The sequence below is a fragment of the Amycolatopsis sp. WAC 04182 genome, from assembly GCF_003947465.1.
Lineage (GTDB): Bacteria > Actinomycetota > Actinomycetes > Mycobacteriales > Pseudonocardiaceae > Amycolatopsis.
The window spans coordinates 498,931-524,347 of record NZ_QHJJ01000003.1 but is presented as its reverse complement, the minus strand read 5'-3'; the positions used below and the strand labels follow the sequence as shown (position 1 = coordinate 524,347).

The window sequence follows — 25,417 nt, the reverse complement described above, 5'->3', positions numbered from 1 at the left end:
GGGTAATCTCTGCCCCGTGAACGCTCGGGACCGCATCCAAGAACTCGCCGATCAGATCGTCGTCCTTCGCGACGCCTACTACCGGGGCTCGCCGAAGGTCGCCGACGCCGACTACGACGCGATCGAAGACGAATTGCGCGGCCTCATCGAGGCGAACCCCGAGCTCGCCCCGGATCCGAACCCGCTCGACCAGGTCGGCGCGCCCGCCATCCTGCACGCGCCCATCCGGCACTCGCGCCCGATGTTGTCGCTGGAGAAGGCGACCAAGCCCGAGCAGGTCGCGGCGTTCTTCACCCGGTTCCCCGGGCAGCCGGTGGTCGTCATGCCGAAGCTCGACGGCCTGTCGCTGGCGCTGGTCTACGAGAACGGACGGCTCGCCAGGGCGGTCACCCGCGGCGACGGGACCACGGGCGACGACGTGACCATGCTCGTCCGGGCGCTGACCGACGGCGTCCCGGACAAGGTCGACGCGCCCGGCCGGGTCGAGGTCCGCGGTGAAGCGGTCATGCTGCGCTCCACTTTCGCCGCCTACAACAAGGTCCACCCGGACAAACCGCTGATCAACCCGCGCAACGCCGCCGCGGGCACCCTGCGTGCCAAGGATCCGGCCACGGTCGCCGAACGGCGTCTCCAGTTCTTCGCCTTCGATCTCTCCACTGAGCCCGAAAGCGCCGAAACAGATCTCGACGGCGCGCTCCGGACGCTCGGGTTCGCCGCCGCCGACATGCGCCACTGCGAGGACGCCGAGGCGGCACAGGCGGTCATCACGACCATCGAGCAGCAGCGCAACGAACTCGACTACGACCTCGACGGTGCCGTGCTGCGCCTGGCCGATCGCGACGCCTATGCCGCCGCCGGAACCAGGTCCAGCTCACCGCGCGGCGCGCTGGCGTTCAAGTTCGCGGCCGAGGAGAAGACCACCGTGCTCGCCGATGTCGTCTGGGACGTCGGCAAGACCGGCAAGATCGCGCCCGTCGCGTGGCTGGAGCCGGTGTTCGTCGGCGGGACCACCGTCACCAGGGCGACCCTGGCCAACCAAGAGGTCATCAAGGCCCGCGGCATCAAGATCGGCGACACCGTGCTGGTGCGCCGCGCGGGCGACGTGATTCCCTTCGTGGCGGGCGTCCTCGACGCCGCCAAGCGCACCGGCGAGGAGCGGGAGATCGTGCCGCCCTCGGTCTGCCCGTCGTGCGAAGAACCGCTGACCGAACAGGGCAACAGCCGGGAACTGTTCTGCACCAACGTCGCCTGCCCCGCTCAGACCGTCCGGCGGCTGATCCACTGGGCGTCTCGCGCGGCCGCGGACATCGACGCGATCGGCGGGGTCTGGATCGAGCGGCTCGCCGAGGCCGGGATTCTCGAACACCCGTCGGACTTCTACCGGCTCACCAAGGAGAAGCTCCTGGAGTTCGACCGCATCGGCGAAATCTCCGCCACCCGCATGATCGAGTCGATCGACGCGAGCCGGGCCGTCGGCCTGCGCCGGGCGCTGATCGGGCTCGCGATCCCGATGGCTTCCGAGGGCACCGCCGCGCGACTGTGCCGGGCAGGGTTCGGTTCGCTGGAAGCGGTCGCAGACGCCGGCGAGGAAGGCCTCGTCGCCGTGGAGGACATCGGCCCGAAGGTCGCCGCGTCCCTGATCGAGCACCTCACCCGGCTACGTCCCGAGCTCGAGCGGCTGCGGGAAGCTGGCGTCTCGCTGGACGTACGCGAAGAAGACCTGCCGCCGGTCGTCGCGGCCGGTGCGCCGCTGGAAGGCAAGACGGTCGTGGTCACCGGCTCGATCAGCGACCCCCGCTCCGGCGAGAAGGTGCCGCGCCCGACCTTCCAGCGGCTGTGCGAAAAGGCGGGCGCGACCATCGCGTCTTCGGTCTCGGCGAACACGGACATGCTGATCACCGGCGCCGACGTCGGGGCGAGCAAGCTCACCAAGGCCGAGAAACTCGAAGTCGAGGTCGTGGACCAGGGCGTGATCTGGCAGCAGCTGATCGGCGCCGGCGTCGTCTAGCTTCCCCTTTTCCGCGTTTAGTCCTCTGAATGCGGAGGTTCGTATCGCGAACTACCGCATTCAGAGGACTAATTGCCGGGCTTCGTCCGGTACCGGGGACTCGTCGAGTGCCATTCGAAACCGCCGCCCATCCATCCCCGCAACCCGCGTAAGAACCGTTGCAGTTCGACGGACGGAACGGCGCTCAGCTTTTCGTGCGCCGACTGGAAGTCCCGCACGACGTCGTTGTGCAGTTCGACGGTGATCGCCGTGGCCTCCTCGATCGAGCATTTCCGGTCGCCTGCGATCAGCAGGACCGCGTTGCAGGGCGGCGATTCGTCCTCCAGATCCTTGGCGACCGAGTGCACGTCGTTGACGAGCACGGCCGCCGTCCCCGCTTGGATCGCCGCCTCACGGACCCGCGGGTCGTAGTAGAGGTTCGACGTCAGTTCGTAGCCACCGAGGACGTCGATCAATGTCATCGAGGTGTAGAAGCTGTCGTGCTGCCGTGCCGCGAGGTATTCCCACGCCGGCGGGTATTTCCCGCTGTGACGCCAGGCGGCGTAGGCGGACCAGCTCACGAACATCGCGAAGGTCGAGTAGCAGACCCGATTGACCTGCGCGGCGGTCCCGGATCGCCGCAGGAAGTCCGTCGCCGAGCCCAGCGCCACCAGCACCCGGTCGTTCCGCAGTGTTTCGTCGAGGTCGCGGCTGAACTCGCCCAGCGACGGCACCGGGTCCATGGCGGCCATCGCCAGCGCGAGCTTCGGCGGCAGCTCGGCGGGCACGGCGCCGAGGGAGGTGTCGTCGGCGTAGAGGTCGTCGGCCGCCCACCACGCGGCGTTGAGCTTCGCCGAGATCAACAGCCGGTCCGGATCGTCACAATCCGGGTGGGCGAGCATGACGAGCCTGCCGAATCCCGCCTTCCCGATCTGCTCGCACTCCTCCTCACCGAAGCCGCACTCCCCCGCCCACAGGACGAGCCGCCGGTCGACCTCATGGGCGAGCGGATCGTTGATCCGTTCGGTGACGGGGCAATACAGCGGCGGTGCCGATCCGTCGCCCCACGGCCGGTAGGCGTAAGCCGGGTCGAGAGCGGGTTCCTGCGGCGGTGGAACCTCTTCCACCGCCGCGGGAACAGCGGTCAGCCGGGCCGCCAGCCGGGCGGCCGACGTGCCCAGCCCGCTCGGACCGGCCAGTAGTGTGGCGAGCGCACCCTGTTCGGTCATCGCTTGCTCCGATGGTCTCGCGGGATCAGACGCGGTCGGCGGCGATCAGCAGGTAGTGGAAGCTGCCTTCGCGATAGGCGTCCAGGAACGGTCCTTCGATCCCGGTCGCCACCGACGACTTCGCCCGCAGCTCCCAGTACGGGATCGTGTCCGGCGTCAGATCCACCACCGAGATCGGCACCAGGTCGTTCGCCGTCATGGCCTTGAAGTACTCACTGCGCGGGTGGATGTTGCAGGTGTAGTGCTGGTCGATCTGCGCGACGGCCTTGGACCGGCCACCGGTCACGTCGTTGTAGCACCCGGTGATGGTGACGTACCGCCCGCCGAACTCCAGCTGGCGCGCGTGCTCGGCGAAGAGTTCGTGGAGGTCGACGTACATCGTGCTTTCGTTGTTCCAGATCGCCTTGCGCGAGCCGGTTTCGAAGCCGGTGTCGAGCATGTTGCGGAAGTGGTAGCGCACCCGGTCGGCGACACCCCTGATCTCCGCCTGGTGATTGGCGAACTCGACCTGCTTCTCGGAGATGGAGATCCCGTCGACGTGGCAGCCGAACCGCGCGTTGGCCATGATGCTGGAGCCGCCGCGTCCGCAGCCGGCGTCGAGGAGCCGGTCGTCCGGTTTGACGTCGCCGAGGTGATCGAGCAGGACGTCCGCCTGCGCGGTCTCCAGGCGGTGCATTTCGGCAATGATCCGCTCGTCGCGGGTGTTCTCGGGGCCTTCCAGCACCGACCAGTCGACCTCGCCGACCCCGTAGTGGTGGTGGTAGAGCCCGTCCACATCGCCCAGCCGCAGGTTGACCGGATCCTTCTCCTTGTTCCAGTACGAGGCCACCGACTTCTGGTACTCGGTGCGCAACACCTTGGCAGGAGCGGCAGTACGGGCGATGGTCACGTGTGTGGTCCTTTCTGGAGCGTTGTTGTTCGTTGTCGTCGCGGGGCGAGGGGTCACCGCGCGACCTCGACGTTCTCCAGGACACCGAGCGCGTCCGGAACGAGCACGGCGGCCGAGTAGTAGGTGCTGACCAGGTAGGTGGCGACGGCCTGGTCGGTGATGCCGTCGAAGCGCACGTTCAGGCCCGGCTCGTACTCGTCGGGCAGGCCGGTCTGGTGCAGCCCGATCACGCCGTTGTCCTCGACACCGGTCCGCATGGCGAGGATGGCGGACGTGCCGCTGTCGGTGATCGGGATCTTGTCGCACGGCAGCAGCGGCACGCCGCGCCACGCGGCGACCACCTTGCCGTCGACCGTGGTGCCCTCCGGATACAGGCCGCGGCGCGTGCATTCCCTGCCGAACGCGGCGATCGCCTTCGGATGGGCGAGGAAGAACTTCGTCTTGCGGCGACGGCTGACGAGTTCGTCCATGTCGTCGGGTGTCGGCGGACCCGACCTGGTCTGGAACCGCGACTTGAGGTCGGCGTTGTGCAGCAGACCGAACTCGCGGTTGTTGATCAGGTCGTACTCCTGCCGCTCCCGCAGCGCCGCCACGGTCAGCCGGAGTTGCTCGTCGAACTGGTCCATCGGCCCGTTGTAGAGATCGGTCACCCGCGTGTGCACCCGCAGCGCCGTCTGCGCGACGGCGAGGTCGTACTCGCGCGGCGAGATCTCGTAGTCGACGAACGTGCCGGGAAGCAGCGGTTCGCCGTCGTGCCCCGACGACATCCCGATCTCGGCCTCGCCCTTGGCGTTCTGCGGCTTTCCCTTGTGCGCCAGCATGTCCTGGACATGGCGGCGCATCGCCTCGGACCGGCCGTTGAGGTCGGCGAAGTCTTCGGCGCGCAGGGTCAGCACGATCACCGGGGTGACGGCCTTGGCGGTGAACGGCCAGTTCCGGTCGATGCCGGCGAGCATTTCGTCACCGAAGTGGTCGCCGTCGGCCATGCTGCCGACCGAGGCTTCGGCGCCGTACTCGCCCGGCACCACCTTGGCGATCTTGCCGTGCGCGACCAGCACGACCTCGTCGAGCGGAGTCCCGTGGCCGACGATGGTCTCGCCGGGCTGGTACTCGTGCTGCACGAACCGGTCGGCCAGCGCGGTGAGCGTGTCCTCGTCGTCGAACCCCCGCAGCAGGGCCAATTCCGCGAGTTCCTGCGGAACGACCCGGACCTCGGTGCCGACGTTGGTGAAGCTCACCCGCCCGTCGCCGATCGCGTAGGTCAGCCGCCGGTTCACCCGGAAGGTACCGCCGGACGCCTCGACCCAGGGCAACATCTTCAGCAGCCAGCGCGGCGTGATGCTCTGCATCTGCGGCCGCGTCTTGGTGGTCGTCGCCAGGTTGCGCGCGGCGGCGGGGCCGAGACTGAGCCGCCGGTCGGCCTCCGGCGTCGTGGCGGTCATCCTTCGCGACCGAGTTCGGCGGCTTCGAGGACGGCGAGCGCGTCCGGAACGAGTACGGCCGCGGAGTAGTAGGTGCTGACGAGGTAGGAGATGATCGCCTGCTCCGAGATCCCCATGAACCGGACGTTCAGGCCGGGCTCGTATTCGTCCGGCAGGCCGATCTGACGCAGGCCGACGACGCCCTGGTTCTTCTCGCCGGTGCGCATCAGCAACACGGAACTCGTGCTGGTCTGGCTGACCGGGATCTTGTTGCAGGGCAGGATCGGCACCCCGCGCCAGGACGGCACCTTGTGGCCACCGAGGTCGGTGCCGGTCGGGTAGATCCCGCGTTTGCTGCACTCGCGGCTGAACGCGGCGATCGTGCGCGGATGCGCGAGGAAGAAGCCGGGTTCCTTCCACACCAGTGCGAGCAGGTCGTCGAAGTCGTCCGGAGTGGGCGGACCGGTGCGGGTCGCGATGCGCTGGGTGAAGTCGGCGTTGTGGAGCAGGCCGAAGTCCGTGTTGTTGATCATTTCGTGTTCTTGGCGCTCGCGCAGCGCCTCGATGGTCAGGCGCAACTGCTGCTCGGTCTGGTCCATCGGCTGGTTGTACAGATCGGACACCCGGCTGTGGACCCGAAGCACCGTCTGGGCGACGCTCAGCTCGTATTCGCGCGGCGAAGTCTCGTAGTCGACGAACGTGCCCGGAAGCAGCGGCTCGCCGTCGTGCCCGGAGGAGATGTCGATCTCGGCCTCGCCGAAATCGTTGGCGCGCCCGGAGTCCTGGGACGCCAGCTCGATCTGCGCCTGCAGCGATTCGGACTGTTCCAGCACCCGCTCGAAGTCCTGGCGGGTCAGGGTGAGCACGGTGCAGGCGGTGGCCGCCTTCGCGGTGAACTCCCAGATGCCGTCACCGTCCACGAGGGCCTGCGCGCCGAAGTAGTCGCCGTCCTTGACCACGCCCAGCGCGGTCTCGTCACCGTACGGGCCAGGGCCGGTCTTGGTGATCTTGCCGTGCGCGATGAGATAAACCCGATCGGCCCGGTGGCCGAATTCGACGAGCACGTCGCCCGCCGCCACTTCCTGCTGTTCGAATCGGCGGGCGAGTTCGACGAGTACCTCTTCGTCGTCATATCCCTTGAGCGGCTTCAATTCCCCCAGTTCCGCCGGGATCACGCTGACCTCGGCGCCGGCCTTCGAGAACGTCACCCGTCCGTCGCCGACCGCGTAATTGAGCCTCCGGTTGACCCGGTAGGCGCCACCGTTCACCTGAACCCATTCGAGCGATTTCAGCAGCCACCGGGACGAAATTCCCTGCATCTGCGGAACGGATTTGGTAGTCGTCGCCAGGTTGCGCGCGGCGGCCCTGCCCAAACTCAGCTGCGGATTTTCCGGCCCCTGGACACCTTCGGCGGAAGTGTCCGATTCGGTCACGGTCACAGCAAGGTCCACCCTTCGATAGTCGTGTGAACAAACAAGATCCACAATTCGCGGCACGCCGGTCATGCCCCGAAGTGCGGCCCGCAGGATCAACATAGCAAGGGGTTTTTCCCACACAAGCGCACTTTCAGGTAATACGCCAAGGCCACCCGAATGCCGAATTCCCTCTTGCGCACAAAGCCTTTGGAGAACGTCACTCGACGTTTTACGGTGGCCACGCAATCGGGCCAGCAATTGTGCTGAGGTGTCACGCGAAGCCGCGGCGGAACTCCCCCGGGTACCCGGTATGCGGCCGTTGGAGTGGCCACAACGGACTCTTTCGGGTCGCTCCGGCGTCCGTGTTCGGCGATGACTTGACAGACAGCGACAAAACAGAGGGTCGCGTCCGGACACTCCGTCGGGTCATGGTTCAGCCCTTGCTGATATGTCAGCGCTGACTGTACTGTCACGCTTGTGCTGACATGTGAGACCCAGGGTGCCGCGCTGGCCCGGCTCGGTCGTGCCCTCGCCGACCCGAACCGGTGCCGGATCCTGGTCGCCCTGCTCGACGGCGTGAACTATCCCGGGCAACTGGCCGGGCAACTCGGGCTGAGCCGCTCGAACGTCTCGAACCATCTCGCCTGCCTGCGGGGTTGCGGGCTCGTCGTGGCCACCTACGAAGGCCGTCAGGTCCGTTACTCGCTGGCAGACGCGCATCTCGCCCGCGCCCTCCGGGAACTCGTCCAGGTCGTACTGGCCGTCGACACCGCCGAGCCCTGCATGGACGAGGTGCTCCGGTGAGCGTGGAGAGCGATTCCTGCGCGGACGGTTGCTGCGCCGCGAAGCCCGCGGTGACCCCGGATCGCCGCGCCGTGCTTTCCCGGCGGGTGCGGCTCCTGGTCGCCGCGACGATCACGTACAACGTCGTCGAGGCGGTCGTCGCCATCTCGGCGGGCACCATCGCCTCGTCGACGGCCCTGGTCGGCTTCGGCCTGGACTCGGTCATCGAGGTCGCCTCGGCCGCGGCGGTCGCCTGGCAGTTCTCCGGCAAGGACCCCGAAGCCCGCGAACGCGTCGCACTCAAGGTCATCGCGGTGTCCTTCTTCGCGCTGGCCGCGTACGTCACCGTCGAAGCGGTCCGCACCCTGTTCGGCGCCGACCCGGCCGAGCACTCCCCCGTCGGCATCGTGCTGGCGGCGGTCTCGTTGCTCGTGATGCCGTTCCTGTCCCATGCCCAGCGCCGCGCCGGGCGCGAACTCGGCTCCGCCAGCGCCGTCGCCGACTCGAAGCAGACCTTGCTCTGCACCTATCTTTCCGGTGTGCTGCTCGTCGGGCTGCTGCTCAACAGCCTGTTCGGCTGGTACTGGGCCGATCCGCTGGTCGCGCTCGTCATCGCCGCCGTCGCGATCAAGGAAGGCCGCGAAGCCTGGCGCGGTGAACACTGCTGCTGAGAGGAGCACCATGACCCGGCCCGCCCGATGGAACCGTTACTGGGACGGCAAATCCGAGAACTACGACCGGGAGATGCAGTTCCTGGACCGGAAGCTCTTCGGCGATTCCCGTGCGTGGGCCTGCGGCCAGGCCGCCGGCGAAGTCCTCGAAGTCGCCGTCGGGACCGGCCTGAACCTGCCGCTCTATCCCGAAGACGTCACGCTCACCGGCATCGACCTCAGCGACGGCATGCTCGCCATCGCCCGCGGCCGTGCCGAACGCCTCGGCCACCCGGTGACGTTGCGGCGGGCCGATGCCCATGACCTGCCCTTCGACGCCGATTCGTTCGACACGGTGGTCTGCACTCTCGGACTCTGCGCCATCCCCGACGACGGCAAGGCGTTGCGGGAGATGGCCAGGGTGCTCCGGCCAGGCGGCAGGCTCATCCTGCTCGACCACATCGCGAGCTCGTCGCGCGCCGTCCGCGGTCTGCAATGGATCGCCGAGAAGGTCACCGTGCCGATGGCGGGTGAGCACTTCCTCCGCCGCCCGCTCGACAAGATCGACGGTCTCGGCTTGGCCGTGGAGCACCGGGAACGGTTCAAACTCGGGCTGGTGGAACGGCTCGTCGCCCGCAAGTGAACCGTGTCATCGGAATTTCATCGACGTGGCCGATCCTGATGGCGTGACCTTCCCTCAGCAGCAGCCGCCGATCTGGCAGCAGTACCCCGTCGCGACGCCGAAGAAGACCCCGAAGACCGGGCTGATCGTCGGGATCGCCGCCGCGGCGGTCGTCGTCACCGGCGGGGCGATCGCGGTGACCGTGGCGATCACCATGGGCGGCGCTTCCGGTGGCAGCGTTCCCGAGGTCGACCCCGACCCGTTTTCGGCGCAGGCCGGGGATTGCCTCTCCGCCGACGAAGACGCCGGCAGCAACGGCGCGTTCAGCGCCAGCGCCGTCCGGGTCCACTGCTCGGACGGCTCCGCCAACTACTCGGTGATCGCCCAGCTCGCGTCCGCGTCCGGCTCGGACTGCAACTCCGTGCCCGGCTACGAGTACGGCAACCCCGTCGTCTACGACTTCGCGTCGGGGCAGTCCCGGGAACTCTGTGTCATGCCGAGGGGATGACGGCTCAGGACGATCGCCGCCGGACGAGGCTCCGCGCCTGCCCGGCGTGCAGATCGCTCACCCATTCCCAGCCGGGTTTCGCCGACGGGCCGATTCGCGGGTCGTCCGGAGTCCGCCCGTCGCGCAAGGCGTGCACGTACGCGCGATCCAGGTCGATCCGCGCCCGAACTTCACCGGCTCCGCCGAACGAGCCGTGGCCGGGTACGACGACGTCTACGTCGCCCGCCACGTCTTCGAGCGCCTGGAGCCCGGCCAGGTAGTCCTCGATCGGATCCCCGTCGTCGTCGAACATCGGGACCAGGACGTCGGAAAGCATGTCGCCGGCGACGAGCACCCCGCGTTCCTCGATCAGCAGCGCCGCATGACCGGGAGCGTGGGCCGGATGCTCGACGATCCGGATTCGCGGGCCGTCCCAAGGAATCCGGGTGGTTCCGGCGGGCAGGCCGGTGATGAGGCCGAACAGGTCCAGCGGTACCTCACCGGCGATTTCCGGTGGCAGCCCCTCGGCGACGCCGGTCTTCCAGTCCTCGTTCGATCGCAGATCTCGCAGGTACTCCGCGCACCGGGCGGTGCCGTAACGAGGTGCGTCGCCCAGTCCGGCGTGCCAGAGCGCGTGATCCCAGTCGGGATGCGTCGCGAAACCCGCCACCACCGGGCGGCCCGACTCGGAGAGATCGTTCGCGAGGCAGGTCATTTCGCCGTCCGTGAGCCCGGGGTCGACGAGCAACACGCCGTCCCTGCCCTCCACGACGACCGTGTTGTTCTCGAGCAGCGCGCTCTGATGGACCAGCACACCCTCCGCGACCTGTGTCAGCACGGCGGCGATCCTCCCGATTGTGATGTGCAACCACTTCGTCGAGAGAAGGTAGCCCCAACTGATGGCATTTTGCAAGCACTAGGCGGGGCCGACGGCTTCCCAGGCCGCTTCGATCATCCGGAAGATCTCGTTCACCGCGGCCTCCGGATCGGCCGCCTCCCGGCCGAGCGAGTAGGCGTCGATCACGAACCTCGCGATCGTCCGGCAGGCGGTCGCGGACCGCGACAGCTCCGGATCCGCCGCGATGGCCGCCGCCAGGGCCTCCGCGTGGCGCAGTCGCATCGAGTCCTCGTACTCCCGCAACGCGGGTGACTCGTCGATCATGCGCCAGATCGGGGCGGCGCCGTCCGCCGTGCAATGGCGCACCATCGCGTGGACCTCCCGGCGCAGCGCGGGAATGAGCGGCTCATGCGGCGCCCTGTCGGTGACCGCCCGCGCGAGGCCGCGCTCGAACTCCGCGTCCTGTCCGAACACCAAGGCCTCTTTCGAGGCGAAGTGGGAGAAGAGCGTCGTGACGGCCACGTCGGCCTCCGCGGCGACCTCGCGGATACCCACCGCGTCGTACCCGCGTTCCAGGAAAAGCCGCAGCGCGGTCTCGGCGATCTTCTGACGGGTCGCGGCCTTCTTCCGCTCACGACGTCCTGTCGGCACGGTCATGCGGTGAAGCTATCAGATCCAAAACAACAACAGTTCCAAAACACTAACTGTTAGTGCTACGGTCGATCGCATGAAGCAAGTGATCTTCACCGAGTTCGGTGGTCCGGAAGTCCTGCAGCTCGTCGACGCCGAAGATCCGCACGCCGGCCCAGGCCAGGTCCGCATCGCGGTGCGGGCCGCCGGGGTGAACCCCGTCGACTGGAGAATTCGCGAAGGCCAGGTCCTCGGCGCGCATCCGACCGTGTTGCCGTCCGGCGTCGGCCTGGACGCCGCCGGAGTCGTGGACGAGGTCGGCGAAGGCGTCGTCGGAGTCGACGCCGGGGACTTCGTGTTCGGCGAGGGTGCGAGTACCTATGCCGAGTTCGCCGTGCTGACGGCGTGGACGGTGATGCCCGAAGGGCTGACGTTCGAGGAAGCGGCCGGATACCCCTCCGTGGTCGAGACCGCGATACGGCTGATCCGCGAAGTCGGGGTGCGCCCCGGCGAGAATCTACTGGTCAGCGGCGCGTCCGGCGGGGTCGGTTCGGCGGTGCTGCAGATCGCGCGGGAACGCGGCATCGCCGTGATCGGCACGGCGGGCGCCGCGAACCAGGACTACCTGCGCGGCCTGGGCGCGCTCGCCACGACCTACGGGGAGGGCTGGGTGGAGCGGGTGCGGCGGCTCGGCCGCGTCGACGCCGCTCTCGACCTGGCCGGGTCCGGGGTGCTCGCCGAACTGGTCGAGCTCACCGGGGATCCGGGGAAGGTCGTCTCCATCGCCGATCTCAGCGCACCCGAGTTCGGTGTCCGCTTCTCCGGCGTGGCCGGGAGCGTGCCGGACGCACTGGCCGAGGCCGTCGACCTCATCTCACGGGGGAAGCTGCACATTCCCGTCGAGAAGGCCTATTCGCTCGCCGACGCCGCGGCCGCGCATGCCGACAGCCACGCCGGGCACACCCGCGGCCGCCGGGTCATCGTCGTCTGAGCCGGTTCAGGATCCGGTCGCGGGAAGGATCACGACGCCGTCGTCATCGGCGTAGAGCGTGTCGCCGGGAGTGAACGTCACTCCCCCGAAACCGACCGGGACGTCGACAGCGCCGACGCCCGCCTTGGAACTCTTGCGCGGGTTGGTGCCGAGCGCCTTCACCCCGAGCGGGAGCCCGGCGAGCTCGGCGCTGTCCCGTACCGCGCCGTTGACGACGATGCCCGCCCAGCCGTTCTCGACGGCGGACTTCGCGATCATGTCGCCGGTGAGCGCGCTGTGCAGCGAGCCGCCGCCGTCGACCACCAGGACGGCGCCGTCGCCGGGAGTGGCCAGGAGTTTCTTGACCAGGCCGTTGTCCTCGTGACAGGAGACGGTCCGGATCGGGCCCGAGAACTTCCGGTGCCCGCCGAACTGGCGGAACTGGGTGTCGCAGACGCGCAGCCGGTCGCCGTGTTCGTCCACGAGGTCGGCGGTGGTGAAGGAATCGATCACGCGCACGAGCTTCTCATGTCGCCTCGGGCGGGAACACCGAGTCCAGGACGTGAGTGAGAATGGCGGCGGGGTCCGCGGCGGGCGCGACCGCCTGGCGCAGGGCGAGGCCGATGCCCAGAGCGCCCAGCATCACGACGGCCTCATGGAGCGGCAAGGCGGGTTCGAGGCGGAGCCGCCGCGCATGCTCGGCGAGCAGGGAGACGACCTCGTCGTCGTGACGCCGCTGGACGGCGGCGACGAGGGCGGCGGTTTCGGGCTGCTGTGCCGTCGCGGCGAGCACTTCCGCGGCCGCCGCACTCCACTTGGCGGCGTCCTTGTCCGCCACGTCGACAGGGGCCAGGGCCGCGATCACCTCGTCCCGGTTGGTGGCGAGAGCGAGGTTTTTCCTTAGCGCCTCCAGGTGTCCTTCCGCGGTGGCTTCGATGATCGCCAGCCACAGCCCTTCCTTGCCACCGAAGTGCTTGTAGACGGCGCCGCGGGTGTACCCGGCGTCGGCCGCGATCTCCTCGACCGTCGCTGCGAGGAAGCCGCGCCGCAAGAAGACTTGACGTCCCGCCTCCAGCAGGTGCTGGTGGGTGCGCCGCTGCTGTTCGGCCCGCGTCAGCCTGGTCATCGCCTCGCCCAATTCAGTAACAGAACGTTTCTGGATACACGACGTTACTGTATCGTCCGGTGCATGGAGTTCCTGGCACCCGTGGCCGCGTTTCTCAGCCTTCCCCTCTTCCTGGCCGGGTTCGCGTGGTACGCCGCGCGTGCCCGCAGAGCGGGCGTCAGCCAATCACTGCTGGCGCCGATCGAGGAGATCTGGGACCCGATCTCGCACAAGACCAACATCGAGATCCAGATCGAGGCAGAACGGAGTCCGGAGACGCCCTCGCCAGGCGACCCGCCCGAGCTGAAGTGGCGGTTGTAGCGTCAGTATCCGACGGTGAAATGCCGGCCCCCGCTCGGATTCTCGAGTTCGTCCACGACGGCGACCGCGAGATCCTCCGCCGAAATCCCGGACGATCCGTCCTCCTTGGTGAGGATGGTCGTCGTTCCCCGCCGGTAGACCCCGGTCCGGACACCGGGTTCGAGCATCGCGGGCGGGCTGAGGTACACCCAGTCGCCCGCATGGGCCTCGCAGGCCTGAAGCTGACATGTGCTGGCCGAGGCGATGGTCCGCCACGCCGGCGGCACGAACGCCGGGTCGTCGATCACCAGCCCGCCGGACGGCGACCGCAACGGCCCGGCGCCGCCGACGATCAGCACACGCGTGCCCGCCGCGGCGTCGAGCAAGGCCGTGACCGTGGCGGCGACCGTCTTTTCTGCGCCGGGCGCGGGTCTCGTCGCTCCCACGACGGCATCGACTCCCCCGAACACCGCGCTCATGTGGCCGGTATCGGTGACGTCACCGCGCACGACTTCCACGTCCGGATGCGGGAATGCCGGTGGAGTGCGGCGAAAGACGGCGGTGACGTGGTGTCCGCGGGAAACGGCCTCGGCGACGATTCTGGAGCCCGCCATTCCGGTCGCTCCGACAACCGCGATCTTCATCGGACGACGCCTTCCTGCTTGACCTTCGGGGTGATCTGGCCCGCCACGATCGAGGCCAGGGCGAGCGCGAACCCGGCGAGCTGGATCGGCCCGAGCGACTGACCGAGCAGCGCGGCGCCGAGCAGCGCGGCGACCATCGGCGAGAGCAGGCCGAGTACCGCGACCGAGGTGACCGGCAGGGACGTGATGCCGCGGAACCACAGGACGTAGGCGAGCAGACCGCCGATCAGACCGAGCCAGAGGTAGCCGAGGGCCGCGTTCAGGTCGATGGCGGGCGGCGCGCCTTCGACCAGGAAGGTCACCGGTACCAGGAACAACCCGCCGGCGGTGAGCTGCCACGAGGCGAACGCGGTCGGCCCGACGTCGGCGGGGCGTCCCCATCGTTTGGTGAGGGTGACGCCGAGCGCCATGGTGCCCGCGCCACCGAGTCCCGCGATGACCCCGACGACGTCGAAGCCCGCCGCGGGTCCGATCACGACCAGGCCGACACCCACGATTCCCACGATCCCCCAGGCGAACCGCCACGCGGACGGGCTCTGGCGCAACACGGCCACGGCGAGGATCGCGACGAGCAGCGGCTGCGCGGCGCCGAGCGTGGCCGCCACTCCGCCCGGCAGCCGTTCGGCGGCGACGAACAGCAAGGGGAAGAACATCCCGATGTTGAGGACGCCGAGCGCGGCGGCCTTCAGCCACCAGGTGCCGCGCGGGAGGGTGCGGGTGATGGCGAGCGCGATCAGCCCGGCGGGCAAGGCACGCATGAGTCCCGCGAAAAGCGGATGTCCCGGCGGAAGGAGTTCGGTGGTGACCACGTACGTCGTCCCCCAGACCATGGGGGCGAAGGCGGTCAGCGCGGTTCCGGCGAGACCCGCGGCGAGCGGTGTGGTCGTCAGCGTTTTCACGCTTCCCAGCTTCGACGCCGACGATCGATGAGTCCAACACATGTTTGTCACTTGATCCATCGTGATTCAAGATGAATCCATGGAGCTTCAGCAGATGCGGTACGTCGTGGCCGTGGCGGAGACGAACAGCTTCACGCGCGCCGCGCAACGGTGTCTCGTCGTGCAGTCGGCGCTGAGCCACCAGATCGCGCGGCTGGAACGGGAACTCGGCGCGCGGCTGTTCGAGCGCACGAGCCGCCGGGTACGGCTCACCGCCGCAGGCGAGGCGTTCCTGCCCGCCGCCCGGCAATGCCTCGAGGCCGCCGAGCGGGCCGGCTCGGAGGTCGCGGCGGCCGTCGGCGAGATCCGCGGGCGGCTCACCGTCGGCGTCATCCCGACCGTCGCGGCGGTCGACGTCCCGGCGGCGCTGCAGACCTTCCGCGGCCGGTATCCGCACGTCCGGATCGGGCTGCGGGTCGGGGCGAGCGGGCAGCTGGTGGAGCAGATCAAGGACGGTGCGATCGAGGTCGCGTTCCTCGGCCTCCCGGTGACCGACCGGCCGGACGGCGTGGCCACCTGCGAACTGGGCCGTGACGATCTGATCGCCGTGGTGGCTCCCGGGCACCCTCTCGCCGTCGAGTCCGAAGTGGACTTGAAGCGGCTTTCGTCGGAGGTGTTCGTCGACTTCCCGTCCGGATCCGCGGGACGTGCCCAGACGGATCAGGCCTTCGCCGCGGCGGGAGTGACCCGGGAGGTCGCCTTCGAGGTGACGGCCGCCGACTTCATGGCGCGGCTGATCCATCAGGGATTGGGGGTGGCGCTGCTGCCGTCGAAATTCGTGCCGAACCTGACCGACGTGGTCACCGTGCCGGTGCGGGACGCGCCCGCGCGGATCGAGCACCTCGTCTGGAACCGCTTCACGGTCACTCCGGCGGCGAAGGCCTTCCTGGAGATTCTGGGCGTTGTGAGCGAAACTCGCCCTTCGCACCCTGCCCGAACTCCGTGAAGGCCTCCTTGAGGGACTCTGGGTCCCTCAAGGAGGCCTTCACGGAATCGGTCATCGCCACATTCGCCTCATAGGCACCAGCAGTCACAACAGCTGCGCGTGAAGGCCCCCTTCCCTCGGCTGAGCCGAGGAAACGGGGCCTTCACACCTTCCCGAAGTACATGAAGGCCCCCTTCCTTGCGCCTGGCGCAAGGAAGGGGGCCTTCATGTACTTCGGGGCGCCGTGCGACAGCCAAGGGCGTCTTCGGCCGGTCCGTGAAGGACTCGTTGCCTACCCTGAGAGTAGGCAAGGAGGCCTTCACGACCTTCGTGGCACGGAAGCCCGGGTACCTACTTCTGGTCCGCCTTGATGATCTCGAAAAGGCTGGTCCACGAGCTACGTCCGTGTCCGGCGGCGATCGCCCGGTCGTAGTGCGACTTGACCGCCTCGGGCAGTGCCAAGTCGACCCCGGCGTCCCGGCTCGCCTGGACGATGTGGTCGGCCGTCGCGCCCATCATGGTCACGCTGGCTTCGTCGCCGGGGTGCTCGCCCTTCTCGATCTGCTCGGCCGCGGCGTCCAGGTAGAAATCCATCGTCCTGAAGTTGTCCTTGGCGTACGGGACGAACTTCTCCACCGGCACACCGGCCGATTTCACCAGCGCGCTCGCGTGCATAAACACTGAGAGAGAGGTCAGGAAGACGTCCAGCTGCGCCTGGTAGAACAGCTGTGCCAGCCGGACGTCCTCACCGAGGAAGTCCGGTCGCCCGATCAGCGCCAGGGTTTCGCGGTGCTTCTCGAACACGTCGGCCGGGCCGCTGTAGAAGACATACGCCTCCTCCTTACCCACCAGCTCGGCGGGCACCATCACGCCACCCGCGACGAACTGCCCGCCACGAGCCTTGACCCAATCCGCGGCCTCGCGGGTCTTCTCCGGGGTGTCCGAGCTGAGATTGACGATCACCTTGCCCGCGAGGGCGTCTTCGGCCTTGCCGAGGATGTCGTACATCGCGGCGTAGTCGGTCAGGCTCAGCACCACCAGGTCCGACGCCGCCACCGCCTCTGCCGGTGTAGCGGCACGCACGGCACCCGCGGCAACCACGTCGTCCGCGCGGGCGGCGGTGCGGTTCCAGACGGTCACTCCGTGGCCGTTCTCCAGGAGAACCCGGACCATGGCCTGTCCCATCGGGCCGAGCCCGATCAGTGTGATCATTTTCTTTCCCTTACTTTTTGAGGAGTTCGATGACGCCGATGAGGTCTTCGGCGCCGTGTCCATCGGCGACCCGCTTGTCCATCAGCGACTGGAGCGGCGTGAGCAGTTCGGCGCTGACGCCTTGTTCCGCCGCCGCTTTGGCGAGGTTCGGGTAGGCGGCCGCCTGCATCGCGATGTTCGAGACGACGTCGGTCACGTAGTCGCCGTCGTCGATCTGCTCGGCCGCGCGCTCCAGGAAGCCGCTCATCGCGTCGACCCAGGTTCGGAGCAGCGGCGCGAATTCCCGCGCCTTGACCCCCGCCGAGCCGACCAGCGCATACGCCTGGATGACGCCGATGAAGTGGCCGTACATCCCGCTGAGCAGCGCGATGTCGTGCAGGGGCGCCAGTCCGGGGTCCGCGCCGAGGTAGTTGGCGCCGCCGAAGGTCTCGAGCGCGGTGCGTGCCCGGCCGAAGACCGTGCCAGAGCCGCTGTAGAAGATGAACGCCGCGGGGGTGCCGATCATCGGCGGGACGGCCATGATCCCGCCGTCCAGGTACTCCGCGCCCAGTTCCTCGGCCCAGGCACTCATTTCGCGCGCCTGGCCGGGGGTGCCGTTGGTCAGGTTGATCAGCTGCCGCCCCTTGAGCTCGGACGCCACCGGGTCGAGGACCTCGTGCACCGAGTCGTAGTCGAGCAGGCAGGCGATCACGATCTCGTTCGCCGCGAGGGCCTCCGAGAGGGTCGAAGCGACCGAAGCTCCCGTCGCCGCCACCGCCTCGGCGCGGCTCGCGGTCCGGTTCCACGCGGTGACCGGATGTCCCGCTGCCAATAGTGCCTCTACGAGCGCGGTTCCCATCGCGCCCAGCCCCAGTACCGTCACCGGGGTCTTGCCGTGTTCGCTCATGGGACCACCGTGACGCGGGCCGCGCACGGATCGCTGCGGGTCCACGCACGGCCTCGCGCACGGTCTTGTCGGTGGTCCGCGCTAACGTCGGTTTCGTGCGATTCGGAGTGCTGGGACCACTCGCCGTGTGGACGACCGCGGGCGAGCCCGTCGTCGTGCCCGAGGCGAAGGTCCGCCTCCTCCTCGCCGGGCTGCTGAGCCGCGACGGCAGGGCGGCGTCGGTGTCGTCGTTGACCGACGACCTGTGGGGCGAGCATCCGCCGGGAAATCCGGGCAACACCCTGCAGACCAAGGTCTCCCAGTTGCGCCGCGCGCTGGACCGTGCCGAGCCCGGCGCGCGGGAACTCGTGACGCACCAACCGGCCGGATACGTCCTCTCCGTCGAGCCCGGTGACCTGGACGTCCATCGGTTCCGCGCGCTCACCGCCCGGGCCCGTGACGCCGTCGACCCACGCGCTCGTGCCGCTCTGCTGGCGGATGCGCTGGCGTTGTGGCGAGGGCCCGCGTACGCCGGCTTCGATGACGAGCCTTTCGCCGTCGCAGCCGCTCAGCGACTGGAGGAGGAGAGGCTGCTCGCCGAAGAGGAGCGAGCCGACGCCCGGCTGGCGCTCGGCGAACACGGCGTCCTCACCGGGGAATTGACCGGGCTGGTTTCACGGCATCCGCTGCGGGAGCGGCTCCGGGGCCTGCTGATGCGTGCGTTGTACGCGGCCGGGCGGCACAGCGAAGCTCTCGAAACCTACGCCGAACTGCGCGCCCGCCTACGTGACGAATCCGGTCTCGAACCGGGGCCGGAGCTCGCGGCGTTGCACCAGGCGATCCTCACCCGCAGTCCGGATCTCGAACCTGTCCGGGCCGCCACGCCGGTACGAGGCAACCTGCCGGAGGCGTTGACCGAACTGATCGGCCGCACGACGGCGGTCAAGGAAGTCGTAGCCCTCGTCACCGACACACGCTTGGTCACCCTCACCGGGCCCGGCGGTGTGGGCAAGACCCGGCTCGCCATCGAGGCCGCGTCGAAGCTCCGGATGGGCGATGGCACCTGGCTCGTCGAGCTGGCGGGTCTGGACAACGTCGAATGTCCGACGTGCCCGCCCGAGGATCTCGTCGCCGTCGTCCTGGCGGCCGTGCTGGATCTCCGGGAGGACGCGACGTCGACCGGAACGCTGTCCCAGTCGCTGGCCGATGCCCTGCGGGACAAGGAGATCCTGCTCGTCCTGGACAACTGCGAACAGGTCGTCGAACCGGTCGCCGCGCTGGTGGAAAGGCTGCTCGCGGCGGCGCCCCGGCTGCGTGTGCTCGCCACCAGCCAGGAGCCGCTCGGCTTGCCAGGGGAGAATGTCTGGGCGGTGCCGCCGCTGGAGCTGCCCGACCTGCCGGATTTCGCCGCCGTGCGGGAGTCGAGCGCGGTCCGGCTGTTCGCCGCCCGTGCCGCGGCGGCCGCGCCGGGGTTCGCGCTCGACGCGGAGAACGCGGCCGTGGTCGCCCGGATCTGCCGCACCCTCGACGGCATCCCGCTGGCGCTCGAACTCGCCGCCACCCGCGTCCGGACGTTGGGTGTGCACGAACTCCTAACCCGCCTCGACGACCGGTTCGCCCTACTGTCATCGGGTAGGCGAGGCGGGCCGCGGCGCCAGCAGACGCTCCGGGCGATGATCGACTGGAGCTGGAGCCTGCTGAGCGAGCCTGAGCAGATCGTGCTGCGCAGGCTCGCCGTCCACGCCGAGGGCTGCGGGCTCGACGCGGCCGAGTCGGTCTGCGCAGGCGGCGAGATCGCCGCCGGTGACGTGCTGGACCTCCTGTCCCGGCTCGTCGACAGGTCGCTGGTGGTCAGCAGGCCCGGCAGGTCCGGTGAACCGCGGTTCCGGCTGCTGGAGTCCGTGTCGGCGTACGCCTTGGACCACGCCGAGCAGGCGGGCGAACTCGACGACCTGTACTTGCGGCACGCCCGTTTCCACATCGAACTGGCCGAACGCGGGGACACGGGCCTGCGCGGGAAGGAGCAGCGGCGCTGGCTCGACCGGCTGGACGCCGAAGGAGCCAACACCCGGCGCGCACTGGAAACGCTGCTACGGCAAGGAGAACATCGCCTCGCGTTACGGCTGGTGAACGCGACGGCCTGGTTCTGGTTCCTCCGCGGACGGCTCACCGAGGCCAAGCGCTCGCTCGACCTCGTGCTGGGCACCGAAGCGAACACCGGAGACGAGTACACGCAGGCGCTCGGCTGGCGCACCGGAATCGCCGTGCTCGACGGCACCGGCACGGAGGGCGCGGCGGAAGAGACCGTATGGGGCATCGCCGATCCGCTCGTGCGGGCGCGGACATTGTGGTTCCTCGGTTACGCGTGGTCCACGGTCGGCGACCTGTGCCGGGCGGAGAAGCTCACGCTCGGCGCGCTGGAAACCGCCCGCGACATCGGTGACGACTGGAGCGCCGCCGCCGCGCTGAGCGACAGGGCGGCCCATCTGATCGCCGGCGGCGACCTCACCGGAGGAGGCCGGATCGCCGCGCAGAGCGCCGCCATCTTCGACGGGCTCGGCGAACGCTGGGGCTGGCTTCAGGCTTCGTTCGTCATCGGCATGCTGGCCTCGATCGCCGGAGACTACGACCACGCTGCCCGCGTCCATCGGGAAAGCCTTCGCCGCGCGGAGGAACTGGAGCTGTGGCCGGAGGTCTCCTACAAGCTGTCGTGGCTGGGCCGCACCGCGCTGCTCACTGGTGACTTCGAAGGAGCGAAGGAGTTCCACGAGCGGGCCAGGACATTGGCCGTCGAGCACAGCTTCAAGCCTGGCGAGGTCTACGCCGAGACAGGGCTCGCGCTCGGCGCGCGGCGCCAGGGGCTGTTCGAGGAGGCGGAGCGGCGGCTGCTGTCCATACTGGACTGGCATAGCCGCGTGGAGTCCGAAGCGGGCAGCACGCTGATCCTGGCGGAGCTCGGGTTCATCGCCGAGCAACGCGGAGACGCGGTGGCGGCGAAGCGGCTCCAACTGGACGGTCTCGCGATCGCCCGCCACAGCGAGGACCCCCGCGCGGTCGCTCTCGGTCTCGAGGGCCTGGCCGGTGCGGAGGCGGCCGCCGGCTCGTATCGCCTGGCCGCCCGGCTGCTCGGTGCCGCGGCGGCCTCGCGGCGCTCGGTGGGCGCTCCCCTGCCGAAAGCCGAACGCGGCGACGTCGACAGGATCGCCGGAGTGATCGTCGCGGCGCTCGGAGAAACCGCATTCTCGGCGGAGAGTGAGGCAGGTGAGACAACGCCGATCGATCACTTGGTGACGGACAGTCAGTGATCACGCACCCGTGTCACCACAATGGACCAGGCCTTACTTCACGTCAGCAACAAACAGTGATTTCTTCCTGTCGCCAAAGCGCCGTGACCGGTAGCGTGCGTATCCATGCGGGTGAGGTGGGGGGCTCCCGGCGGGCCCAGGGTGACAATGCCGTGGCGAGCGGCTCCGAAGGCGGCACTGACCAGTCCCCTGACTTTGATCATCGCCGCGGTGACCGCCTTGCTGGCGTGTTTCCTCGGGACCGCGGCCATCCTGCAGGCCTCGGCCGCGGGCGGCGCGGCCGTGACGTACCAGTCCGGCATGGTGTGCCCGGACTACTACGGGCCGGTTTTCAGCAAGGACAACGTGCCCGCCGCGGTGGCACCGCAGGTCGTCGACTCGGTCCGCCGGAACGCCCCGGCGCACGGCTTCTCCGCGCCGGTCACCTCCCGCTACACGCCGTACCTCTTCGGCACCGAGTTCAACGGCGACCCCAACTACAAGGTCGTTCTCGCCCATCGTGATCAGGCCACGCAGGGCCATCTCGACGTCGCGAGCGGATCCGCGGGCGGCGGTTTCCTGCTCGGCACCGTCGTCGCCGGGGCGGAGAACATCAAGGTAGGCGCCACCCCGAGCATCAAGGGCACCCCGATTCCTCCGGTGACCGGGCTGTACCGCGACCTTCCCGACCCGGCGCCGCGCTGGTGGTGTTCACAGCAGCGCAACGCCGTCGTGAGCAGGCTCGCCAACGACCCCCTCGACTCGGTCATGTTCGCCGACGACGGGAAGACCTTCGACGACACGGTCCGCGCGCTGGGCGTCCCGACGATCAAGACGCTGCACATGTCGTTCTACGAGGCTCCGCCCAAGACGGTGAGCGAAGCCGAGGACCTGCAGGAACGTTCGAAGGCCCTCATCGCCGCGGTCAAGGCGGATCTGGGCTCCCGCGGTCTCGGTGACGCGATCATCGGGTCACTGCCGTTCGAGCGCTCGGTCGAGATCAGCAACCAGGCGGAATCGAACGTCCTGATCTCGATCCTGCCGCTCGCGGCCATCAGCATTCTCGTCGGCTGCGCGGGGATCGGCACAGTCGCGCTGCAGTGGTACCAACGGCGGCACCCGCAGCTGAGGTTGCTGTCGGCACGGGGCAGCGGCCCCGGGGCGCTGGGGCTGCTCGCGGTCGCCGAACTCGGGCTCCCGATCGTCGCCGGTGGCGCGATGGGCGCGGCGCTCGCGCGGCTGTTGCTCGGGCTTTACGGACCACCGGGTGAACTGGACGACGGCGCGACCTTCTGGGGATCGCTCGTCGCGGCCGGGATCCTGCTCGTTTCGCTCGCACTGCTCGCCGGGGTGATCTCCGTCCGGACTCATCGGGAGTTCGAGCTCGGGCGGGTCCGCTCCGGAGGGCGCAAGAAGGTGAAGTTCCTGGCCTTCTTCCCGTGGGAACTGCTCACCGCCGGTGTCGCCCTGCTCGGCTGGAACCGGCTCGTCGACTACAGCAAGGGCTCGCGGATCGGCAACCCGCTCCCCCAGGTCGACCCGCTCGCCCTCACGTATCCGGTGTTCGTCGTGCTGACGGTCGGGCTCGTCGCCGCACGACTGGCCTGGCTCGCCCTGCACGCGTCGCATCGCACCCGGCTGTGGTCCCGGCCCGCGCTGCAGCTGGCGATCCGGCGGCTCGCCAGTGCCCGCGCGCCGGTCACCGGTGTACTCGTGATCGGCACACTCGCCATCGGGACCCTGGCCACCGGGATCGGCATCGCCCGCGGTCAGGAAGAGGCCCTGCAGACGAAGTCCGCCATCTTCGTCGGGGCGGAGACCAGGGTCGACACCGAAAGCGTCGTCGGCACCGGGAAGGTCGCGCTGCCCGCCTCGGTCGGCGGCAGCACCACGATCGTCGGCGAGCTGACCGGCACCGGCAATGTCGTGCTGGTCGTGGACCCGCGGACCTTCCGGCAGGCCGCCACGCTCGGCCCGCTCGACGGCGCCGAGGTCGACCGGTTGCTGAGCGCCCTGTCGAGCCAGGGCGCCGGGGTCCCGGCGATCCGGATCGGGCACGACGCCGCCCAGAAGACCACGCTGCCCGCCGGTCTCGCCGACGCCAAGGCGATCGGCGAACTGCCGATGTTCCCGATCATCGGCACCAAGGCCGGGTACGTGATCTCGCGGGAATCGCTCACCGAGGCGCAGTTGCGCACCGTGCCCAAGTGGAGCGTGCTGTCGAGCTCGTCGATGACGCAGCTGACCGAGGCGCTGGCCTCGGTGGGGGTGGTGACGGCGGTCAACCGCGTCACGCGTGAGTCCGCGCTCGACGCGCTCCCGTTCTACGTGGTGTCTTGGACGTTCTCGTTCATGGCCCTGCTCGGGGCCGTGCTCGGCGTGGTCGCCGTGCTGTCGCTGCTGGTCGCGGTCGAAGTCCGGCGGCGCCAGAACGCGCTGGCCGGTGCTCTGGTGCTGCGGATGGGCATGCGGCCGCGTGCCCTGCTCGCGAGTCATCTGATGGAACTGGGCGCCCTGAGCGGGCTCGCCGTGGTCATCGGCGTCGTGTGCGGCGTCTCGGTCGCGGGGCTTTCGGTGCCGCGATTCGATCCGGCGACGTTCCTCCCGCCGCAGTCGGCGCTGCCCGACCCGACCCCGCTCGCCCTGACCGTGCTCGCCGTCGGTGTGCTCGTCGTGGCGCTGGCGGGCTGGATCGCGATGCGCTCGGTGCGCACCGCCCGGACCGCGGAGTTGATCCGTGCCTGAGAAACCGATCTTCCGGCTGCGCGGGATCGGCGTCGACTACCAGACGCCGGCGGGCACGGTCACCGGCGTCGAAGACGTCACCTTCGACATCCCGGCGCGCGGGATCACCGTGCTGGCGGGGCCTTCCGGCTCCGGCAAGTCCACCCTGCTGCGGACGCTCGGCCTCTTCGAGCAGCCCGTGCGGGGCACGATCTCCTTCCAGGGCAGCGAAACCGGCAAACTGCGGCATCGTGAACGGCGGGCGCTGCGGCGGAACCATCTCGGCCTGGTGTTCCAGAACCCGACCGACAACCTGCTCGCGTATCTGAGCGTCGCGGACAATCTGCGCGCGGCCGCGGAATCGGCCGGGACCGAATGCCTGCCCGACGACATCCTCGAACAGCTGGGACTCGGCGGAACCGGCAGCTGGCGGATTTCCGCGCTGTCGGGCGGACAGCAGCAGCGCCTCGCGTTCGGCTGCACCCTGGCCCGTCGCTCGACCGTCGTACTCGCCGACGAGCCGACGTCCCAATTGGACGAAGGCTCCGCCGACCGGGTGCTCGACACCCTGAAGTACCTGGCGGATCAGGATTTCGCCGTCATCGTCGCCTCGCACGACGACCGGCTCATCGAACTCGGCAGCCGGGTCGCGCGGATGCACAAGGGCAGACTGGAAGAAGTCGAAGAACGGGAGGTCGTGCCGTGATGGCGGAACCCGCCCTCGAGGCCGTCGGCTTGCGCCGCCGGTTCCCCCATCCCAGTGGGGACGTCGAAGTCCTGCGCGGGCTCGAACTGCGGGTGGCCGCGGGCGAACTGGTCACCGTGTCCGGCCGGTCGGGTTCGGGCAAGAGCGCGCTGCTGGCGCTGCTCTGCGGTTTCGACTCGCCAGATTCCGGCAGTGTCCTGCTGGACGGCGTCCCGATAGCGGGCGCGCCGCCGTGGCATACCTGCGCGGTCCTGCCGCAGGCGCTCGGCCTCGCGAACGAACTGACCATCGCGGAGAACGTCGCACTGCCGTTGCGGCTCCGGTCCGACGTCCCCAAGCCGAGCGCGAAAGACATCCACACGCGGGTTTCGGACCTGCTGGAGGAACTCGGGATCGGCGATCTCGGTGACCGCTACCCGCTCGAGGTCTCGTTCGGGCAGCAGCAACGGGTCGCGCTCGCCAGGGCGGTCAGCGGGCGGCCCCGGGTCCTGCTCACCGACGAGCCGACGGCGCACCTCGACGCCGGCAGCACGCCGCGGGTGCTCCGGCTGCTGCGACGCTGCGCTGAGGAGGGTGCCGCGGTCATCGTGGCGACGCACGACGACGAGGTGCACCGGATCGCGGACCGGCGGGTACGGCTGCTGGACGGCGTCCTTTCCTGACTTGCTCTCTGCCGCGGCCGGGGGTTGCGAAAGCCACTTTCGCAACGTTGAAGGTTGCGAAAGTGGCTTTCGCAACCCCCGGTACCGCCCAGCAGAGACCCCCGGCAGTACATGAAGGCCCCCTTCCTTGC

The 25,417-nt window shown here is 69.1% G+C and carries 24 protein-coding genes; 12 read left to right on the top strand and 12 right to left on the bottom strand.

Going from position 1 to position 25,417, the window contains the following annotated elements; translation table 11 throughout:
* Positions 1–16 precede the first annotated feature (16 nt).
* Positions 17–2,008 carry an NAD-dependent DNA ligase LigA gene (gene ligA / locus DMH01_RS16150; protein ID WP_125677569.1) on the top strand — a complete coding sequence of 664 codons (1,992 nt, stop codon included), beginning with the start codon at positions 17–19 and terminating at the stop codon, positions 2,006–2,008.
* A gap of 68 nt (positions 2,009–2,076) precedes the next feature.
* On the opposite strand, the gene DMH01_RS16145 is transcribed toward ligA, so the two are convergent.
* Genes DMH01_RS16145 through DMH01_RS16130 form a run of 4 tightly spaced genes read right to left on the bottom strand, consistent with a single transcriptional unit; the run spans position 2,077 to position 6,965 of the window.
* The gene (locus tag DMH01_RS16145) at positions 2,077–3,216 is read right to left on the bottom strand and encodes a family 2 encapsulin nanocompartment cargo protein terpene cyclase (RefSeq protein ID WP_125677567.1); all 1,140 of its coding nucleotides are present in this window, start codon (positions 3,214–3,216) and stop codon (positions 2,077–2,079) included.
* 25 nt (positions 3,217–3,241) lie between these two features.
* Positions 3,242–4,105 carry a geranyl diphosphate 2-C-methyltransferase gene (locus tag DMH01_RS16140; protein ID WP_125677565.1) on the bottom strand — a complete coding sequence of 288 codons (864 nt, stop codon included), beginning with the start codon at positions 4,103–4,105 and terminating at the stop codon, positions 3,242–3,244.
* Between the two features lie 53 nt (positions 4,106–4,158).
* Positions 4,159–5,547, bottom strand: a complete 1,389-nt coding sequence (locus DMH01_RS16135; RefSeq protein WP_125677563.1) for a family 2B encapsulin nanocompartment shell protein — start codon at positions 5,545–5,547, stop codon at positions 4,159–4,161.
* Entirely contained in the window at positions 5,544–6,965 is a 1,422-nt protein-coding gene (locus tag DMH01_RS16130; protein WP_125677561.1) for a family 2B encapsulin nanocompartment shell protein, read from the bottom strand. The genes DMH01_RS16135 and DMH01_RS16130 overlap by 4 nt, the downstream gene beginning before the upstream one ends.
* 453 nt (positions 6,966–7,418) lie before the next feature.
* Between DMH01_RS16130 and DMH01_RS16125 the strand changes: the two genes are divergently transcribed.
* The 4 genes from DMH01_RS16125 to DMH01_RS16110 are packed head-to-tail and all read left to right on the top strand — an operon-like array spanning position 7,419 to position 9,504.
* Complete coding sequence (locus DMH01_RS16125) at positions 7,419–7,745, top strand: helix-turn-helix transcriptional regulator (protein WP_125677559.1); 327 nt, start codon at positions 7,419–7,421, stop codon at positions 7,743–7,745.
* Entirely contained in the window at positions 7,742–8,395 is a 654-nt protein-coding gene (locus DMH01_RS16120; protein WP_125677557.1) for a cation transporter, read from the top strand. Before DMH01_RS16125 ends, DMH01_RS16120 begins: the two co-directional genes overlap by 4 nt.
* A gap of 10 nt (positions 8,396–8,405) precedes the next feature.
* Positions 8,406–9,017 (top strand): class I SAM-dependent methyltransferase, encoded by a 612-nt coding sequence (locus DMH01_RS16115; protein ID WP_125677555.1) that lies wholly within the window; start codon positions 8,406–8,408, stop codon positions 9,015–9,017.
* A gap of 43 nt (positions 9,018–9,060) precedes the next feature.
* Entirely contained in the window at positions 9,061–9,504 is a 444-nt protein-coding gene (locus tag DMH01_RS16110) for a hypothetical protein (RefSeq protein ID WP_125677553.1), read from the top strand.
* A gap of 4 nt (positions 9,505–9,508) precedes the next feature.
* On the opposite strand, the gene DMH01_RS16105 is transcribed toward DMH01_RS16110, so the two are convergent.
* Together DMH01_RS16105 and DMH01_RS16100 are read right to left on the bottom strand one after the other, a co-directional pair.
* A complete protein-coding gene (locus DMH01_RS16105; RefSeq protein ID WP_125677551.1) occupies positions 9,509–10,321 on the bottom strand; it encodes an MBL fold metallo-hydrolase in 813 nt (270 codons plus the stop codon).
* Between the two features lie 78 nt (positions 10,322–10,399).
* Complete coding sequence (locus DMH01_RS16100; RefSeq protein WP_125677549.1) at positions 10,400–10,978, bottom strand: TetR/AcrR family transcriptional regulator; 579 nt, start codon at positions 10,976–10,978, stop codon at positions 10,400–10,402.
* 70 nt (positions 10,979–11,048) lie between these two features.
* Here DMH01_RS16100 and DMH01_RS16095 point away from each other — a divergent pair, with 70 nt between their 5' ends.
* On the top strand, positions 11,049–11,942 hold the full coding sequence (locus DMH01_RS16095) for an NADP-dependent oxidoreductase (RefSeq protein ID WP_125677547.1): 894 nt from the start codon (positions 11,049–11,051) through the stop codon (positions 11,940–11,942).
* 6 nt (positions 11,943–11,948) lie between these two features.
* Here the strand turns inward: DMH01_RS16095 and rraA are convergent, their stop codons facing one another.
* Both rraA and DMH01_RS16085 read right to left on the bottom strand, forming a co-directional pair.
* Positions 11,949–12,434, bottom strand: coding sequence for a ribonuclease E activity regulator RraA (rraA, locus tag DMH01_RS16090; protein ID WP_125677545.1), 486 nt, complete (start codon positions 12,432–12,434; stop codon positions 11,949–11,951).
* 13 nt (positions 12,435–12,447) lie between these two features.
* A complete protein-coding gene (locus tag DMH01_RS16085; RefSeq protein WP_125677543.1) occupies positions 12,448–13,047 on the bottom strand; it encodes a TetR/AcrR family transcriptional regulator in 600 nt (199 codons plus the stop codon).
* Positions 13,048–13,110: 63 nt separating this feature from the next.
* Here DMH01_RS16085 and DMH01_RS16080 point away from each other — a divergent pair, with 63 nt between their 5' ends.
* A complete protein-coding gene (locus DMH01_RS16080) occupies positions 13,111–13,347 on the top strand; it encodes a hypothetical protein (RefSeq protein WP_034318480.1) in 237 nt (78 codons plus the stop codon).
* Between the two features lie 2 nt (positions 13,348–13,349).
* Here the strand turns inward: DMH01_RS16080 and DMH01_RS16075 are convergent, their stop codons facing one another.
* Both DMH01_RS16075 and DMH01_RS16070 read right to left on the bottom strand, forming a co-directional pair.
* A complete protein-coding gene (locus DMH01_RS16075) occupies positions 13,350–13,970 on the bottom strand; it encodes an NAD(P)-dependent oxidoreductase (protein WP_125677541.1) in 621 nt (206 codons plus the stop codon).
* Positions 13,967–14,869 (bottom strand): EamA family transporter, encoded by a 903-nt coding sequence (locus DMH01_RS16070; RefSeq protein WP_125677539.1) that lies wholly within the window; start codon positions 14,867–14,869, stop codon positions 13,967–13,969. The genes DMH01_RS16075 and DMH01_RS16070 overlap by 4 nt, the downstream gene beginning before the upstream one ends.
* A gap of 79 nt (positions 14,870–14,948) precedes the next feature.
* Between DMH01_RS16070 and DMH01_RS16065 the strand changes: the two genes are divergently transcribed.
* Complete coding sequence (locus tag DMH01_RS16065) at positions 14,949–15,854, top strand: LysR family transcriptional regulator (RefSeq protein ID WP_125677538.1); 906 nt, start codon at positions 14,949–14,951, stop codon at positions 15,852–15,854.
* A gap of 330 nt (positions 15,855–16,184) precedes the next feature.
* Here the strand turns inward: DMH01_RS16065 and DMH01_RS16060 are convergent, their stop codons facing one another.
* Together DMH01_RS16060 and DMH01_RS16055 are read right to left on the bottom strand one after the other, a co-directional pair.
* On the bottom strand, positions 16,185–17,045 hold the full coding sequence (locus DMH01_RS16060) for an NAD(P)-dependent oxidoreductase (RefSeq protein WP_233621544.1): 861 nt from the start codon (positions 17,043–17,045) through the stop codon (positions 16,185–16,187).
* Between the two features lie 10 nt (positions 17,046–17,055).
* Positions 17,056–17,931 (bottom strand): NAD(P)-dependent oxidoreductase, encoded by an 876-nt coding sequence (locus DMH01_RS16055; RefSeq protein ID WP_125677534.1) that lies wholly within the window; start codon positions 17,929–17,931, stop codon positions 17,056–17,058.
* A gap of 95 nt (positions 17,932–18,026) precedes the next feature.
* On the opposite strand from DMH01_RS16055, the gene DMH01_RS16050 reads away from it, so the two are divergent.
* The 4 genes from DMH01_RS16050 (at position 18,027) to DMH01_RS16035 (ending at position 25,286) form a co-directional block, all read left to right on the top strand.
* A complete protein-coding gene (locus DMH01_RS16050; RefSeq protein ID WP_125677532.1) occupies positions 18,027–21,215 on the top strand; it encodes a BTAD domain-containing putative transcriptional regulator in 3,189 nt (1,062 codons plus the stop codon).
* 147 nt (positions 21,216–21,362) lie between these two features.
* Entirely contained in the window at positions 21,363–23,939 is a 2,577-nt protein-coding gene (locus DMH01_RS16045; RefSeq protein ID WP_125677529.1) for an FtsX-like permease family protein, read from the top strand.
* Positions 23,932–24,624 carry an ABC transporter ATP-binding protein gene (locus DMH01_RS16040; RefSeq protein WP_125677527.1) on the top strand — a complete coding sequence of 231 codons (693 nt, stop codon included), beginning with the start codon at positions 23,932–23,934 and terminating at the stop codon, positions 24,622–24,624. The genes DMH01_RS16045 and DMH01_RS16040 overlap by 8 nt, the downstream gene beginning before the upstream one ends.
* Positions 24,624–25,286: an ABC transporter ATP-binding protein gene (locus tag DMH01_RS16035; RefSeq protein WP_125677525.1), complete on the top strand. Its 663-nt coding sequence runs from the start codon at positions 24,624–24,626 to the stop codon at positions 25,284–25,286. The genes DMH01_RS16040 and DMH01_RS16035 overlap by 1 nt, the downstream gene beginning before the upstream one ends.
* Positions 25,287–25,417: the final 131 nt, after the last annotated feature.

What these genes read in the sequence shown, in the direction of transcription:
- DMH01_RS16035 (WP_125677525.1), top strand. Translation starts at nt 24,624, where the DNA reads ATGGCGGAACCCGCCCTCGAGGCCGTCGGCTTGCGCCGCCGGTTCCCC.
- DMH01_RS16115 (WP_125677555.1), top strand. Translation starts at nt 8,406, where the DNA reads ATGACCCGGCCCGCCCGATGGAACCGTTACTGGGACGGCAAATCCGAG.
- DMH01_RS16135 (WP_125677563.1), bottom strand. Translation starts at nt 5,547, where the DNA reads ATGACCGCCACGACGCCGGAGGCCGACCGGCGGCTCAGTCTCGGCCCC.
- DMH01_RS16075 (WP_125677541.1), bottom strand. Translation starts at nt 13,970, where the DNA reads ATGAAGATCGCGGTTGTCGGAGCGACCGGAATGGCGGGCTCCAGAATC.
- DMH01_RS16045 (WP_125677529.1), top strand. Translation starts at nt 21,363, where the DNA reads ATGCCGTGGCGAGCGGCTCCGAAGGCGGCACTGACCAGTCCCCTGACT.
- DMH01_RS16100 (WP_125677549.1), bottom strand. Translation starts at nt 10,978, where the DNA reads ATGACCGTGCCGACAGGACGTCGTGAGCGGAAGAAGGCCGCGACCCGT.
- DMH01_RS16065 (WP_125677538.1), top strand. Translation starts at nt 14,949, where the DNA reads ATGGAGCTTCAGCAGATGCGGTACGTCGTGGCCGTGGCGGAGACGAAC.
- DMH01_RS16145 (WP_125677567.1), bottom strand. Translation starts at nt 3,216, where the DNA reads ATGACCGAACAGGGTGCGCTCGCCACACTACTGGCCGGTCCGAGCGGG.
- DMH01_RS16055 (WP_125677534.1), bottom strand. Translation starts at nt 17,931, where the DNA reads ATGAGCGAACACGGCAAGACCCCGGTGACGGTACTGGGGCTGGGCGCG.
- DMH01_RS16060 (WP_233621544.1), bottom strand. Translation starts at nt 17,045, where the DNA reads ATGATCACACTGATCGGGCTCGGCCCGATGGGACAGGCCATGGTCCGG.
- DMH01_RS16080 (WP_034318480.1), top strand. Translation starts at nt 13,111, where the DNA reads ATGGAGTTCCTGGCACCCGTGGCCGCGTTTCTCAGCCTTCCCCTCTTC.
- DMH01_RS16095 (WP_125677547.1), top strand. Translation starts at nt 11,049, where the DNA reads ATGAAGCAAGTGATCTTCACCGAGTTCGGTGGTCCGGAAGTCCTGCAG.
- DMH01_RS16085 (WP_125677543.1), bottom strand. Translation starts at nt 13,047, where the DNA reads ATGACCAGGCTGACGCGGGCCGAACAGCAGCGGCGCACCCACCAGCAC.